The sequence below is a fragment of the Georgenia satyanarayanai genome, assembly GCF_900116375.1.
GTDB lineage: Bacteria > Actinomycetota > Actinomycetes > Actinomycetales > Actinomycetaceae > Oceanitalea > Oceanitalea nanhaiensis.
The window spans coordinates 26217-38658 of sequence record NZ_UETB01000013.1; the positions used below are offsets into that span (position 1 = coordinate 26217).

Annotated in this window: 12 protein-coding genes and 2 tRNA genes; 4 read left to right on the plus strand and 10 right to left on the minus strand. The window is 71.9% G+C overall.

Translation table 11 applies throughout. From position 1 onward, the window contains the following. Window positions 1-138: 138 nt before the first annotated feature. Window positions 139-227, minus strand: a tRNA-Ser gene (locus DSZ44_RS14290). Window positions 228-286: 59 nt separating this feature from the next. After that, window positions 287-1537 (minus strand): threonine/serine exporter family protein, encoded by a 1251-nt coding sequence (locus DSZ44_RS14295; protein ID WP_258369539.1) that lies wholly within the window; start codon window positions 1535-1537, stop codon window positions 287-289. Between the two features lie 81 nt (window positions 1538-1618). Between DSZ44_RS14295 and DSZ44_RS18865 the strand changes: the two genes are divergently transcribed. Further along, on the plus strand, window positions 1619-1798 hold the full coding sequence (locus DSZ44_RS18865; protein WP_258369542.1) for a hypothetical protein: 180 nt from the start codon (window positions 1619-1621) through the stop codon (window positions 1796-1798). Between the two features lie 43 nt (window positions 1799-1841). After that, on the plus strand, window positions 1842-2423 hold the full coding sequence (locus tag DSZ44_RS14300) for a PepSY domain-containing protein (RefSeq protein ID WP_110853311.1): 582 nt from the start codon (window positions 1842-1844) through the stop codon (window positions 2421-2423). Window positions 2424-2515: 92 nt separating this feature from the next. Here the strand turns inward: DSZ44_RS14300 and DSZ44_RS14305 are convergent. Further along, window positions 2516-2600: transfer RNA gene (locus DSZ44_RS14305), tRNA-Ser, on the minus strand. 78 nt (window positions 2601-2678) lie between these two features. Here DSZ44_RS14305 and DSZ44_RS14310 point away from each other — a divergent pair. After that, entirely contained in the window at window positions 2679-3644 is a 966-nt protein-coding gene (locus tag DSZ44_RS14310) for an NAD(P)H-quinone oxidoreductase (RefSeq protein ID WP_110853312.1), read from the plus strand. 154 nt (window positions 3645-3798) lie between these two features. Here the strand turns inward: DSZ44_RS14310 and DSZ44_RS14315 are convergent, their stop codons facing one another. From DSZ44_RS14315 to serS, 5 genes are all read right to left on the minus strand, one after another. Further along, window positions 3799-4749, minus strand: a complete 951-nt coding sequence (locus DSZ44_RS14315; RefSeq protein WP_110853313.1) for a carbohydrate ABC transporter permease — start codon at window positions 4747-4749, stop codon at window positions 3799-3801. Next, a complete protein-coding gene (locus DSZ44_RS14320; protein WP_110853314.1) occupies window positions 4746-5732 on the minus strand; it encodes a carbohydrate ABC transporter permease in 987 nt (328 codons plus the stop codon). Before DSZ44_RS14320 ends, DSZ44_RS14315 begins: the two co-directional genes overlap by 4 nt. 71 nt (window positions 5733-5803) lie before the next feature. Then, the gene (locus DSZ44_RS14325) at window positions 5804-7195 is read right to left on the minus strand and encodes an ABC transporter substrate-binding protein (protein ID WP_110853315.1); all 1392 of its coding nucleotides are present in this window, start codon (window positions 7193-7195) and stop codon (window positions 5804-5806) included. Between the two features lie 112 nt (window positions 7196-7307). Further along, entirely contained in the window at window positions 7308-8162 is an 855-nt protein-coding gene (locus tag DSZ44_RS14330; RefSeq protein WP_110853316.1) for an HAD family hydrolase, read from the minus strand. Next, the gene (serS, locus tag DSZ44_RS14335) at window positions 8159-9424 is read right to left on the minus strand and encodes a serine--tRNA ligase (RefSeq protein WP_110853317.1); all 1266 of its coding nucleotides are present in this window, start codon (window positions 9422-9424) and stop codon (window positions 8159-8161) included. The genes DSZ44_RS14330 and serS overlap by 4 nt, the downstream gene beginning before the upstream one ends. A 71-nt stretch (window positions 9425-9495) precedes the next feature. Between serS and DSZ44_RS14340 the strand changes: the two genes are divergently transcribed. Continuing rightward, a complete protein-coding gene (locus tag DSZ44_RS14340; RefSeq protein ID WP_110853318.1) occupies window positions 9496-10068 on the plus strand; it encodes a 1-acyl-sn-glycerol-3-phosphate acyltransferase in 573 nt (190 codons plus the stop codon). A 39-nt stretch (window positions 10069-10107) separates the two neighbouring features. Here DSZ44_RS14340 and DSZ44_RS14345 read toward each other — a convergent pair whose 3' ends face one another. Together DSZ44_RS14345 and pheA are read right to left on the minus strand one after the other, a co-directional pair. Further along, window positions 10108-11313, minus strand: coding sequence for a diacylglycerol/lipid kinase family protein (locus tag DSZ44_RS14345; RefSeq protein ID WP_110853319.1), 1206 nt, complete (start codon window positions 11311-11313; stop codon window positions 10108-10110). Window positions 11314-11412: 99 nt separating this feature from the next. Then, entirely contained in the window at window positions 11413-12363 is a 951-nt protein-coding gene (gene pheA, locus DSZ44_RS14350; RefSeq protein WP_110853320.1) for a prephenate dehydratase, read from the minus strand. Window positions 12364-12442: the final 79 nt, after the last annotated feature.

Here is a 12442-nt window from a genome sequence, read left to right on the forward strand (position 1 = left end):
GCCAGCAAAGACCTGTGCCACGGGCGGCGCAACCGCGGTGCCCTCCCGCCGCACAAGCGGGCGGGCCGGGGCACCAGAAACCACGAGGGGCCCGCAACTCGCGACAGCGTCGCGGTTCCGGGCCCCTCGGGACACGAGCGGAGACGGTGGGATTTGAACCCACGGACGGGTTGCCCCGTCACGGCCTTAGCAGGGCCGCGCACTAGACCTGACTATGCGACGTCTCCAAGGGTCATGCGCCCACCAAGATACCGGTAGACGCGCGCACGTCCAAAGCGCGTCGTCGTCACCGGTCGAAGGCCCAGTTCCGGTCGGTGAGCATACGGGCCACCGCGAGCCCCACACCCAGCCCCATGACGACGAAGGTCGCCTCCACGCCGTTGCCCAGCGCCTGCGCCACCTCGCCCTCGTTGAGGTGCACGAGGGACCGGTAGATCATCACGCCGGGCACCATGATGACGACGGCGGGCACCGAGAGCGTCACCCGTGATGCCCGCCCGCGGGAGGCCGCGAGCGCGGCGAGCAGTCCGATGACGCAGGCGGCGGCGAGCGACGCGGCCTGCGGCGCGACCCCGGCCTCGACGAGGTAGAGACGGGCCGGGTTGGCGACACCGCCGATGACCGCCGCGACGCACGCCGCCCGCGGAGTGGAGTTGAAGAGCATGGCGAAACCCGCGGCGGCGACGGCGCTGGCGAGCACCCGCAGGGCGAGCAGGACCGGGCCGGCGAGCGCCGTCGTCGTCGTCCCGTCGAGCTCGAGGGCCGCTATCCACGACACCGCCCACACGCTCATCCCGGCCGAGAGGAGCGTGACGGTGACGTACGCGAGCCGCGCGACCCCGGCAGACAGGTCCATCCGGACGAGGTCGAGCACGCCCGTGACGAGCGGGAAGCCGGGGACGAGGTAGAGGACCGCGGAGATCAGTCCGGCCTCGTGCGAGGCGTCGGCGACACCGAGCTCCTCGAGGCCGAGGACGATCCCCACGTACACGGTGCTCGACAGCGCGGCCGCGAGGGCCGTCACCGCGAACTTGTTGAGCCGGGCGTGCAGCATCCGCCGGCGGGCCGTCTGTCCCAGCCCCGCGGCCACGAGCACGGCGGCGCACACGATCGGTCCGCCGTCGTTGAGGAAGGCGAAGGCCGCACACGCGAGCGCGACGGCGAGCGCGTTGAGAACGGCACCGTAGCGGGGCGGGGTCCGCTCGACCCGGCCCAGCGCCTCCTCGAGCGCGGCGACGGCCGTCCCCGGCCGCAGGCGTTCAACAACCCCGGCGAGCGCGTCGATCCGGTCGGCGTTGACGCCCACCTCGCGCTGCTCGACGACCTCCGTGCGCACCTGGTCGCCGTCGCGTGCGGTGGTCGTGATCTCGGTGAGCGTCACCTGCGCACGGTGCTGGTGCAGCCCGAGGGCCGCCGCCGCGCGCCGCATCGAGTCCTTGACGCGGTAGGAACCCGCGCCGGCGGCGAGCAGCATCGAGCCGAGCCGGAGGACGGCTGCCGACCTGCGCTCGAGGGAGAGTTCGGGGACGTCCTGCACCCGCCCATCATGCCGGGAGGCGAGGCCCGCACCACCGGCCGTCCGACCCAAGGCCCGCAGCGCGCGTGCGAGACTGCCGGGATGCGACGCAACAGCCTGCTGACGATCCTGCTCGTCGTCGCCGTCATCGCGCTGGCGTGGTGGCTGGTCGGTGTGGTGTTCAGCGCGGTGTGGTTCCTCGTGCGGCTGGTCGTCGTGCTCGTCGTCGCGCTCGTCCTGTACCTCGCGCTGCGCTCCTGGCTGAACAACGACCGTCGCTGAGCCCCCGCGTGCGGGCCCTGGGCCACGCTGGGACGCTGAGGGCATGAGGCGATCCGTGCGCGTGACCGCAGTCGTGGCGCTGACGACGGGTTTCGTCGTCGGCTGCACGAGCGAGGACCCGCCCGCGGACGAGGGCACGACGAGTGACGGCATCGTCACCGACCGTGAGCCCGACAACCCCGAGTTCTCCCCCGGCGAGGAGGAGTCGCCCGAGCCGCTTCCCGGGGAGGACGGTGCCGCCAACGCCCTGAGCGCCGCCGCGGAGGAGCTCGGCGGGCAGTCCTTCGCCGTCGAGCGCAACGACGACGACGGCGAGGAGCTGTGGGAGGTGTCGGTCGCCGTCGGGGACGACGACATCGAGGTGCACGTGTCCGTCGACGGCAACGAGATCGTCCACGAGGGCGAGCGCGAGCCGCTCGAGGACGAGGACCGCCGCCGGCTCGAGGGGGCATCGATCTCCGCCGCGGAGGCCGCGACCACCGCCGCCACCGAGATGAGCGCGACCGTCGAGGAGGTCGACCTCAACGAGCACCTCGGGACCGTCGTGTGGGACGTCGAGCTCCTGACGACCGACGGCGCGACGACCGAGGTCCGCGTCGACGCGACGACCGGCGAGGTGCTCTAAGCGCCTCCCACGTGGGTCGCCCCTTCCGCTCCGACCACGGCCGCCGAGACTGGCGACCCAGGATCGGGACGTGCGACGGACGCCGGCGCCGGCGGAGGGCAAGGGATTCGAACCCTTGGTGGGTTGCCCCACAACGGTTTTCAAGACCGTCACATTCGGCCGCTCTGTCAGCCCTCCCTGCCGCGGGGACCTCTCGGCGCCACGGCGCGACCAGTCTACGCAGCGACGGCGGGCGTCTTGCGGTAGGCATGAGGCATGCGCGCCATCACCGTCTCCGCCGATGCCCGCCTCGAGCTCACCGAGCTGCCAGACCCCTCACCGGGCCACGGCGAGGTGGTTCTCGACGTCGCCGCGGCCGGCCTCAACCGCGCCGACGTGCTCCAGCGGGCCGGCCACTACCCGCCGCCGCCCGGGGCCAGCGACATCATCGGCCTCGAGGTCTCCGGGACCGTCCGGGAGCTGGGTGAGGGCGTCACCGGCTGGCAGGTGGGCGACCGCGTGTGCGCGCTGCTCGCCGGCGGCGGGTACGCCGAGCAGGTGGCCGTCCCGGCCGGACAGCTGCTGCCCGTGCCCGCCGGCCTCGATCTTGTCGACGCCGCCGCCCTGCCCGAGGCCGTGTGCACGGCCTGGTCCAACCTCGTCGACGTCGCAGGCCTCTCCGCCGGCCAGACGGTGCTCGTCCACGGCGGCTCGGGTGGGGTGGGCTCTGCGGCCATCCAGCTCAGCCGCGCCCTCGGCGCGCGCGTGCTGACGACGGCGGGCGGGCCGGGCCGGGCCGCCCGCTGCGAGGAGCTCGGCGCCGACGTCGTCATCGACTACCACGGCGATGTGCCGGCGGCGGTGCACGAGGCCACCGGCGGCACGGGGGCCGACGTCATCCTCGACGTCCTCGGTGCGGGCGGCCTGGCGGACAACGTCGCCATGCTCGCCACCGGCGGACGGCTCGTCGTCATCGGCACGCAGCGCGGCACCCGCGGCGAGGTCGACCTCATGGCGCTCATGCGCAAACGCGCCAGCGTCCACGGCACCACTCTGCGGGCGCGGCCCCTCGGGGAGAAGGCTGCGATCGTCACGGCCGTCCGCGAGCGGGTGTGGCCGATGCTCCACGACGGCCGCCTGCGCGCCGTCGTCCACGACCGGCTGCCGCTCGCGCAGGCGGAGCGCGCGCACGAGCTGCTCGACTCGGGTGAGGTCTTCGGCAAGCTCCTGCTCGTCACCTGATCCCCCGCCGTCGGGAACAACTCAGCTGTCGGCGCGACAGAGGGTGCCGCCGTCGGGAACAACTCAGCTGTCGGCGGGAAAGTGGGAGCCGCCGTCGGGACCAACTCAGCTGTCGGCGCGAAAGTGGGAGCCGCCGACAGCTGAGTTGTTCCGGCTAGCCCTTGACGGAGCCGGCCAGCAGGCCGCGCACGAAGTACTTCTGCAGCGCGAGGAACACGACGATCGGGACAATGATCGAGACGAAGGCGCCCGCCGTGAGCAGGTGCCAGTCCTGACCACGCGACCCGGCCATCTCCGCGAGCCGGGCCGTGAGCGGCTGGACCGCGTTGTTGCCGCCGGTGAAGGTGAGGCCGACGAGCAGGTCGTTCCACACCCACAGGAACTGGAAGATCGCGAAGCTCGCGATCGCCGGCACCAGCAGCGGCAGCATGACCCGCAGGAACACGGTCACGTGCCCCGCGCCGTCCACCCGCGCCGCCTCGATGAGCTCGCGCGGGATCTCCGACATGAAGTTGTGGAGCAGGAAGGTCGCCAGCGGCATCGCGAAGCACGCGTGGGCGAACCACACCGCGAGGTAGGGGAACTGCTCCCCGATGGCGGAGCCGGAGAAGATCCGCAGCAAGGGGATGAGCGCCATCTGCAGCGGGACGATCTGCAGCGCGAAGACGGCGATGAAGACGGTGTCCCGGCCCTTCCACTGGAGCACCGAGAAGGCGTAGGCCGCCATCGTGGCGACGACGAGCGGGATGATCGTCGCGGGGACGGTGATGACCACGGAGTTGACGAAGAAGTTCGACAGCGCGCCGGAGGAGGCCCGCCCGAAGAGGACCTCCTGGTAGTTCTCCATCGTGAAGGTCGGGTTGGTGAAGAAGGTCCACCAGCCCGAGGTCCGGATCTCCGACTCCGGGCGCACCGAGCTGAGCAGCATCCCGATGATCGGGACCGTCCACAGCAGGGCGATGACGACGGCGATGACGGAGCCCACGCGGGAGGTGAGCATCGCCTTGGCCCGGCCCGCGCCGGAGCGCCCCGGGACCAGGGGGTCGGGCAGCGACCGCGAGCGTCCGCGCTCGCTGATCGCCGGGTTGGCAGGTGTGACGCTCATGCTCCCCGTACCTCCCGGTTCTTGATCATCTGTCGCACGTTGAAGACGACGATGGGGATGACGAGGACGAAGATGACCACGGCGAGCGCCGATCCCGTCCCCGCGTTGCCGAAGGTGAAGGACTGGTCGTACATCATGTTCGCCAGCACCTGGGTGTCGAAGCGCGCGCCCGTCATGGTGCGCGGGATGTCGAAGATCTTGAGCGTGGCGATCGTGATCGTCGTGACGACGACGACGAGCGTCGGCCGCACGCTCGGCACCGTGATGCTGCGGAACATCTGCCACGCGCTCACGCCGTCCAGACGCGCCGCCTCGACGATGTCGGCCGGGATCGCCTTGATCGCCGCCGAGAGCAGGACCATCGCGAAACCGGCCTGGATCCAGATCATCACCGCGATGAGGAAGAAGGTGTTCCACGGGGAGTCCTGGAGGAAGCGCAGCGGCTCGAAGCCGAGCCCCACGATGACCGCGTTGAGCAGACCGATCTGCTCCTGTGCGGCGCCGCGGTACTCGTAGACGAACTTCCAGATGATGCCGGCGCCGACGAAGGAGATCGCCATCGGCATGAACAGCAGCGTCTTGGCGACCTTCTCGAAGCGCGACTGGTCGATGATGATCGCGTAGAGCAGCCCGACGCCGGTGGCGACGGTCGGCACGAGCACGACCCACCAGAACGTGTTGATGAACGCCTGCAGCGAGTCCGGGTTGGTGAAGACCCACTCGTAGTTGGCGAACCCGACCGCGTTCTCGCTCGTGCGGTCCATGAAGGACATGATCGTCGTCCGGATCGCCGGGTAGATGAGGCCGACGCCGAGCAGCAGAAGTGCCGGCCCGCCGAAGAACAGCACCATCCACCAGGTCCGGGAGCGGCCGGCCGTCCGGTCGGCCACCCGGGCGAGGAGGAGGATGACGGCAATGACGGCGAGGAAGGCGACGACGGCCAGGATCATCTGGCCGAACTTGGAGTAGAGGAAGAAGTCCATGGTGTTCAGCTCCCGTCAACGACTGGGGCGGGGGCCCGGCGCTGCCGGGTCCCCGCCCCCCTGTCGTCTCGTCAGCCGGCCGGCCAGGCGGCCTCGATGCCGTCGAGCACCGTCTGGGTGTCGTTGCCGTTGATCCAGTCGACCATCCCGGTCCAGAAGGCACCGGCGCCGACCTCGGAGGGCATGAGGTCCGAGGCGTCGAAACGAGCGACCGCGTTCGGGTCCTGAAGGATCTCGATGGACTGGCGCAGCACGTCGGAGGAGGCGACCGCGGGGTCGACGCCGAGGTTAGCGCTGATGACGCCGCCGATCTCGACGCGGGTGTTGGCCCACGTGTCGGACGCGAGGAAGGACTGCACGGCCTGGGTGGCCTCACGGTCGTTGAACGCGGCCACGAACTCGCCGGCGACGAGCACGGGGGTCTCGGTCTCCTCGATGCTCGGCAGGTAGAAGGCGAACACGTCGCCGTTCTCGCTCACGTCGGTGCCCTCGGGCCACTGCGCCTCATAGAAGTTCGCCTGACGGTGCAGGAAGCAGTTGCCCTCGACGATCGGCAGGCCGCCGTCGTTGAACGAGGTCGTCGCGATGGAGCGGGAGTCGCCGATGCCGCCGTTGACGTAGTTGTCGTCCTTGAGGATCGCGCCGGCCAGCTCGACCGCCTCGACGATCTCCGGGTCGTTGAACGGGATCTCGTGGTTGACCCACTGGTCGTAGACGTCGCCGCCGCCGGTGCGCAGGACCATGTCCTCGATCCAGTCGGTGGCCGGCCAGCCGGTGGCGCCGCCGGACTCGATGCCCGCGCACCACGGCTTGACGGTGTCCGAACCGTGGTCGGTGGCGATCTGCTCGGTCAGGGCCATGAGCTCGTCCCACGTCTGCGGGATCTCGTAGCCGTTCTCCTCGAACGCCGTCGGGGAGTACCAGACGAAGGACTTGACGTTCGACATCAGGGGCGCGGCGTAGAACTCGCCGTCGACCGTGCCGAAGGCCTTCCAGTCCTCGGTCCAGCCCTCGTCCACCTTGGCCTCGACCTCGTCCGGTGCCGGCAGGACGTGGCCGTCGGCCACCATGCGGGCGAGCAGACCCGGCTGCGGGATCGCGGCGAGGTCAGGAGCGTTGCCACCCTCGGCCTGGACGACGAGCTGCTGCTCGAACTCGCCCGAGCCGTTGTGGGTGATCTCGATGCCGGTGCACTCCGTGAACTGCTCGAAGGAGTCCTGCAGCTGGTCGGCCTCGACCTCACGGATCGAGGTGAAGAAGGTGACTGTCTCACCCTCGAAGGTGCCGTACTCCTCGAAGTCGGCGCAGTCGGCCTCGGTGGTCGCGTCATCGCCCCCACCGCCGCCCCCGCCGCCGCCCCCGCCGCCGAGGTCGTCAGCGCCGCCACAGGCGGCCAGGACAAGTGCCACCGCTGCGGCCCCCGCCGCGAGCGTTCCGGCACGTCGCTGCTTACGAATCCTCATCGATCTCCTCCACACCATCGTCGGAACGGCGCACACACGTGCGCGTCTCAAATGAAGCGTGGATGCCAGATTTCTGCAAGGATTTCAGCGCCTGGGCGTGGTCACGATCTGGTCACGCACGCACTAGAGCGGAAAGAACGGGCACCGCGCCGTCCTCCTCGACGGGTCCGGTGACGAGGTCCGCGGCCGCGCGCGTCACCTCGTCCGCCCCGCCCATCGCGACGCCCAGCCCCGCCCAACGGAGCATCTCGATGTCGTTGCGTCCGTCGCCCACCGCCACCGTGGCACCGGGCGCGACGCCGGTGCGCTCACGCAGCATGTCCAGGGCGGAGGCCTTGGTGACGCCGTCGGGGGCGAGGTCCAGCCAGGCGGTCCACCCGACGGCGTAGGAGACGCCGTGCAGGCCGACGCGCTCGACGAGCGCGTGGAAGTCCTCGGCGGACAGGTGCGGCGCACGCAGCGTCACGCGGCTGGCGGGCGCGGCGCACAGCTCCTCGAAGTCGACGACGGTCATCTCCCCGCTCAGCTCGCCGAGGGGGAAGGGGGCGGTCACCTTGAAGCCGCGGCCGAGGTCCTCGACGGCGAAGAGTCCGTCGGGCAGCTCCTCGCGCAGCAGCCGGAGCGCGGGCTCGGGGTCGAAGGTGACGACGTCGCTGATCTCGTAGCCGCCCTCTAGCGCGGGGTCCAGGCGCAGGCAGACGGCCCCGTTGGAGCACACCGCCCAGCCCTCGCGCAGGTCGAGCTCCTCGAGGATGGGCAGGACCGCGGAGAGGGAGCGACCCGTCGAGAGGATGACCCGGGCACCGGCGTCGCGCAGCCGGCCGACTGCCTGGCGCACCGCCGTCGTCATCCGCTCCTCGTGGTCGATGAGCGTGCCGTCGATGTCGAGCGCGACGAGGAGGTCCGGCCCGGCCTCGGGGAAGGCGGCGGGCAGGTGGTCGCGGACGGCGTCGACGGTGAGCGTCATCGCGGCGCCACCGGCGTGAGGACCTCCAGGCCACCGAGGTAGGGCTGCAGCCCGGCGGGCACCCTCACGGAGCCGTCCGGCAGCTGGTGGTTCTCGAGGAGCGCCACGAGCCAGCGGGTGGTGGCGAGGGTGCCGTTGAGGGTGGCGACCGGCTCGTTGCCGTTCGCCCCCCGGTGGCGCACCCCGAGGCGGCGGGCCTGGAAGGTGGTGCAGTTGGAGGTGGAGGTGACCTCCATGTAGCGCTCCTGGCTGGGCAGCCAGGCCTCGCAGTCGAACTTCCGGGCGGCGGAGGAGCCCAGGTCACCGGCGGCGACGTCGATGACGCGGTAGGGCAGCTCGACCTTGGCGAGCATCTCCTCCTCCCAGGCGAGGAGGCGCGCGTGCTCGTCCGGGGCGTCGTCGGCGGTGGTGTAGCTGAACATCTCCACCTTGTTGAACTGGTGGACGCGGATGATGCCGCGGGTGTCCTTGCCGTAGGAGCCGGCCTCGCGCCGGTAGCAGGTGGACCAGCCGGCGTAGCGCAGCGGCCCGGCGGACAGGTCGAGGATCTCGTCGGCGTGGTAGCCGGCGAGCGCCACCTCGGAGGTGCCGGTGAGGTAGAGGTCGTCGGCCGGCAGGTGGTAGATCTCGTCGGCGTGCTCGCCGAGGAAGCCGGTGCCGCTCATCACCTGCGGGGAGACGAGCGTGGGCGTGATCATCGGGATGAAGCCGGCGGCGATCGCCTGGTCCATGGCGGCGTTGAGGAGCGCCAGCTCGAGGCGGGCACCGACGCCGGTGAGGTAGTAGAAGCGCGCGCCGGAGACCTTCGCGCCGCGCTTGACGTCGATCGCGGCCAGGCCCTCGCCGAGCTCGAGGTGGTCGCGGACCTGCTCGAGCTCACGGCGCTCACCCTCGGTGCGGAGCACGACGAAGTCGTCCTCCCCGCCCGGGGGCACGCCGTCGACGACGACGTTGGACAGCTGGTAGCTGAGCGTCGAGGCCTCCTCGGCGGCGACGGCGGCGTCCCGCTCGGCGGTCTTGACCCGCTCGGCGAGCTCCTTGGCGCGGGCGAGGACGGTGGGGCGCTCCTCGGCGGGGGCCTTGCCGACGGAGCGGCTGACCTCCTTCTGCTCCGCGCGCAGCTCCTCGAAGGCGCTCAGGGCGGAGCGGCGGCGTTCGTCGGCCTCGAGGGCGCGGTCCACCAGGCCCGGGTCCTCACCACGGGCGCGCTGGCTGGCACGGACGACGTCGGGCTGCTCGCGCATGGCTCTGAGATCGATCACGTGCCGAGCCTATCCGGGGTGGCTGCCCACCTCACACGCGGGCCGGCGGCGGTGGCACTAGGGTCTGGCTGGTGAGACTCCGCCGTGCCCTGGCCCGCGCCTACTGGCGCCTGAGCCGCTGGTCCCCGGACCCCACCCAGCCGCCCGCCGAGGGGCGCGGCATCCTGCTCGGGGCGCCCCACACGTCGAACTGGGACTTCGTGCTCATGCTCGCCCTGTCGTGGCAGTGGGGTGTCAACGTGCGCTGGCTGGGCAAGAACAGCCTGTTCAAGCGGCCGTTCGGGCCGCTCATGCGGGCGCTGGGCGGCATCCCGGTCCACCGTGAGGACCCGAGCGGGCTCGTGGACGAGCTCGTCGCGCAGGCGCGCACCGGGCCGACCTACCTCGTCATCACGCCCGAGGGCTCCCGCTCGGCCACGCCGTACTGGAAGTCCGGCTTCTACCGGATCGCGCGGGCCACCGGCATGACGGTCACCCTCGGCTACGTCGACCGCCGCACCATGACCGCCGGCCTCGGCCCCACCCTCACGATGACCGGTGACGTCCGCGCCGACATGGACAAGGTGCGGGCCTTCTACGCGGGCAAGGTGGGCGTGCGCGGCGGCCCGGAGCGTATCCCCCGCCTGCGCGCCGAGGAGGAGTAGCCCTCCTCCCCTCCCGCAGGCAGCGCACGTGTCCCGCCCCTACGGCGTGCGGACGACCAGCCCGCCGGGCTCGACCCGCGCGTGGACGACGGCGGCCTCGCCCAGCAGGTCGCCGTCGACCTGCACGTGCTCGGGCTCCTCGGTGCGGATCGTCAGCGTGTGCGCGCGGCGGAACTCGATGGTCCCGGTGCTGTAGGGCAGCGGATCGCGTCGGATGCCGACACCCTGGAGCACGACCTTGCGCAGCAGGTCGGCCCAGCCGATGATCCCGCCGCGGGTGTCGATGGCGGCGACGTCGAGCCACCCGTCGTCGAGCTGCGCGTCCGGGAAGAGGACGACGCCGCCGGGGAGGCGGCCGACGTTGGCGATGAGGACGGTGCGGGCCTGGAAGGTGGCGCTCTCGGCGGAGTCGCCGAGCTCGAGGGTGGCGCGCATCTTGCGGCCGAGCAGGTGTTTGGCTCCCCCGACGAAGTAGGCGATCCAGCCGATCCTCGCCTTGAGGTCGTCATCGGCGCCGCCCACCATCGCGGCGTCGAAGCCCATCCCGCCGATGACGAGGAAGACGTGCTCCTTCTCGATCTCGGCGCCGGGCACCTCCCCGGCCGTGACCTCCGGCGCCTGGCTGTCCTCCGAGGGCGTGGCCGTGACCTCCGTGCGGCCCGGCTCGCCGCGGTAGACGTCGTCCTCCGGTCGGGTCGCCGCCGGCGGTCTCTCCAGCCGGAGCCAGCCGAGGTCCATCGCACGGTTGCGGCCGGTCAGCGCGGCGACGGCCATGTCGCGGTGCCCGGTCAGCGGCAGGTCGAGGTTGCGAGCCAGCAGGTTCCCGGTGCCGAGCGGCAGGATCCCCATCGGCGTGCCCGTCCCGGCCAGGCCCTCGGCCACGGCGCGGACTGTGCCGTCACCGCCGGCGGCGATGACGACGGACGCACCCTTCTCCAGGGCGGTGCGCACCTGGCCACCGCCCGGGTCGTCGACGGTGGTCTCCAGCCACAGCGGCTCGGACAGCCCCGACTCGGCCGCGACCTCGGCGACGAGCGCCCGCAGCCACTCGCCGTCGGCGCTCTTGGAGGGGTTGAAGACGACGGCGGGTGGTCCGCTCGGTCCGTCGGGCTCCGGCGGTGGCGGGTCGTCGTGCGAGAAGGACGGGGTGCGCCGTTGCAGCGCGCGCCACACAGCGAGCCCCACGACGAGGCCGGCAACGGCGACGACGAGTGCGATGACGGCGACCCACTGCTCCCAGCCCACGTGCTGACCGTAGTGGGCACCCGCCCTGTCCGCGCGAAACGGCCTCGCGCCGAGCGCTGACTTGTTACTGAGCTGCCTGCACGGGAGGGGCTCTCGGGCTCAGACCTGGCCGGTGCGGATGCGCTCCACCCAGGTGCGGGCGGCGACGAAGTCGGCGTCGTGGGTGCCCGGCGCCACGTGCGGGGCCACGCGGTCCCACCGCGGGTAGGAGCCCATGAAGCGCACGAGCGGGCACACCCGGTGCAGACCGATGAGCGCGGCCGCCACCCGCTCCTCGGCGACGTGCCCCTCGAGGTCCATCGAGAACGAGTACCGGCCGAGGGAGTCCCCGATCGGCCGCGACTCGATGCGCGAGAGGTTGACGCCTCGCACGGCGAACTGCTCGAGCATGTCGAGGAGCGCTCCGGCCTCGTTGTCGGGCAGGTGGGCCATGAGCGTGGTCTTGTCCGCGCCGGTCGGCTCGGGCAGCGTGCCGGGCCGGGAGACGACGACGAAGCGTGTCACCGCGTGCGGGTTGTCCGCCACGCCCTCCGCGAGCGCCTCCAGGCCGTAGCGCTCGGCCGACAGCGCCGAGCACAGGGCGGCGTCGAACCCGGCCTCCCGGCCCCGGTCGGCGAGGATCGCGGCAGCCGCGGCGGTGGACGTCGCCGGGACGTGGACCGCGCCGTCGAGCTCGCGGCCCACCCAGCCGCGGCACTGCGCCCACGCGTGCGGGTGGGTGGAGACGCGCCGCACCTGCGAGAGCGCGGTGCCGGGCACGACGGCCAGGACGAAGGCGACCGGGACGACGACCTCCCCCACGATGACCAGGGGCTCGGCCGAGGACGCGAGCGTGTCGAGGGTGACGTTGACGCCGCCCTCGACGGAGTTCTCCATCGGCACGACCGCGAAGTCCGCGCGGCCGCCGCGGACCGCGTCGAGCGCGGAGACGACGTCGGTGGACGGGTCGGTGCGCACGTGCTCGGAGCCGACGAAGGCCCGCAGCGCCGCCTCGGTGAAGGTCCCCTCCGGACCGAGGTAGGTGTAGCGGGCCAGCTGCTGCTCGGACATCGGCTCTCCTCCTGCGTCGGTGCACGCCGTGCGCACCCAGCGCAGCCTAGCCAGCCGGTCGGTGCCACGTAGGCTGCCG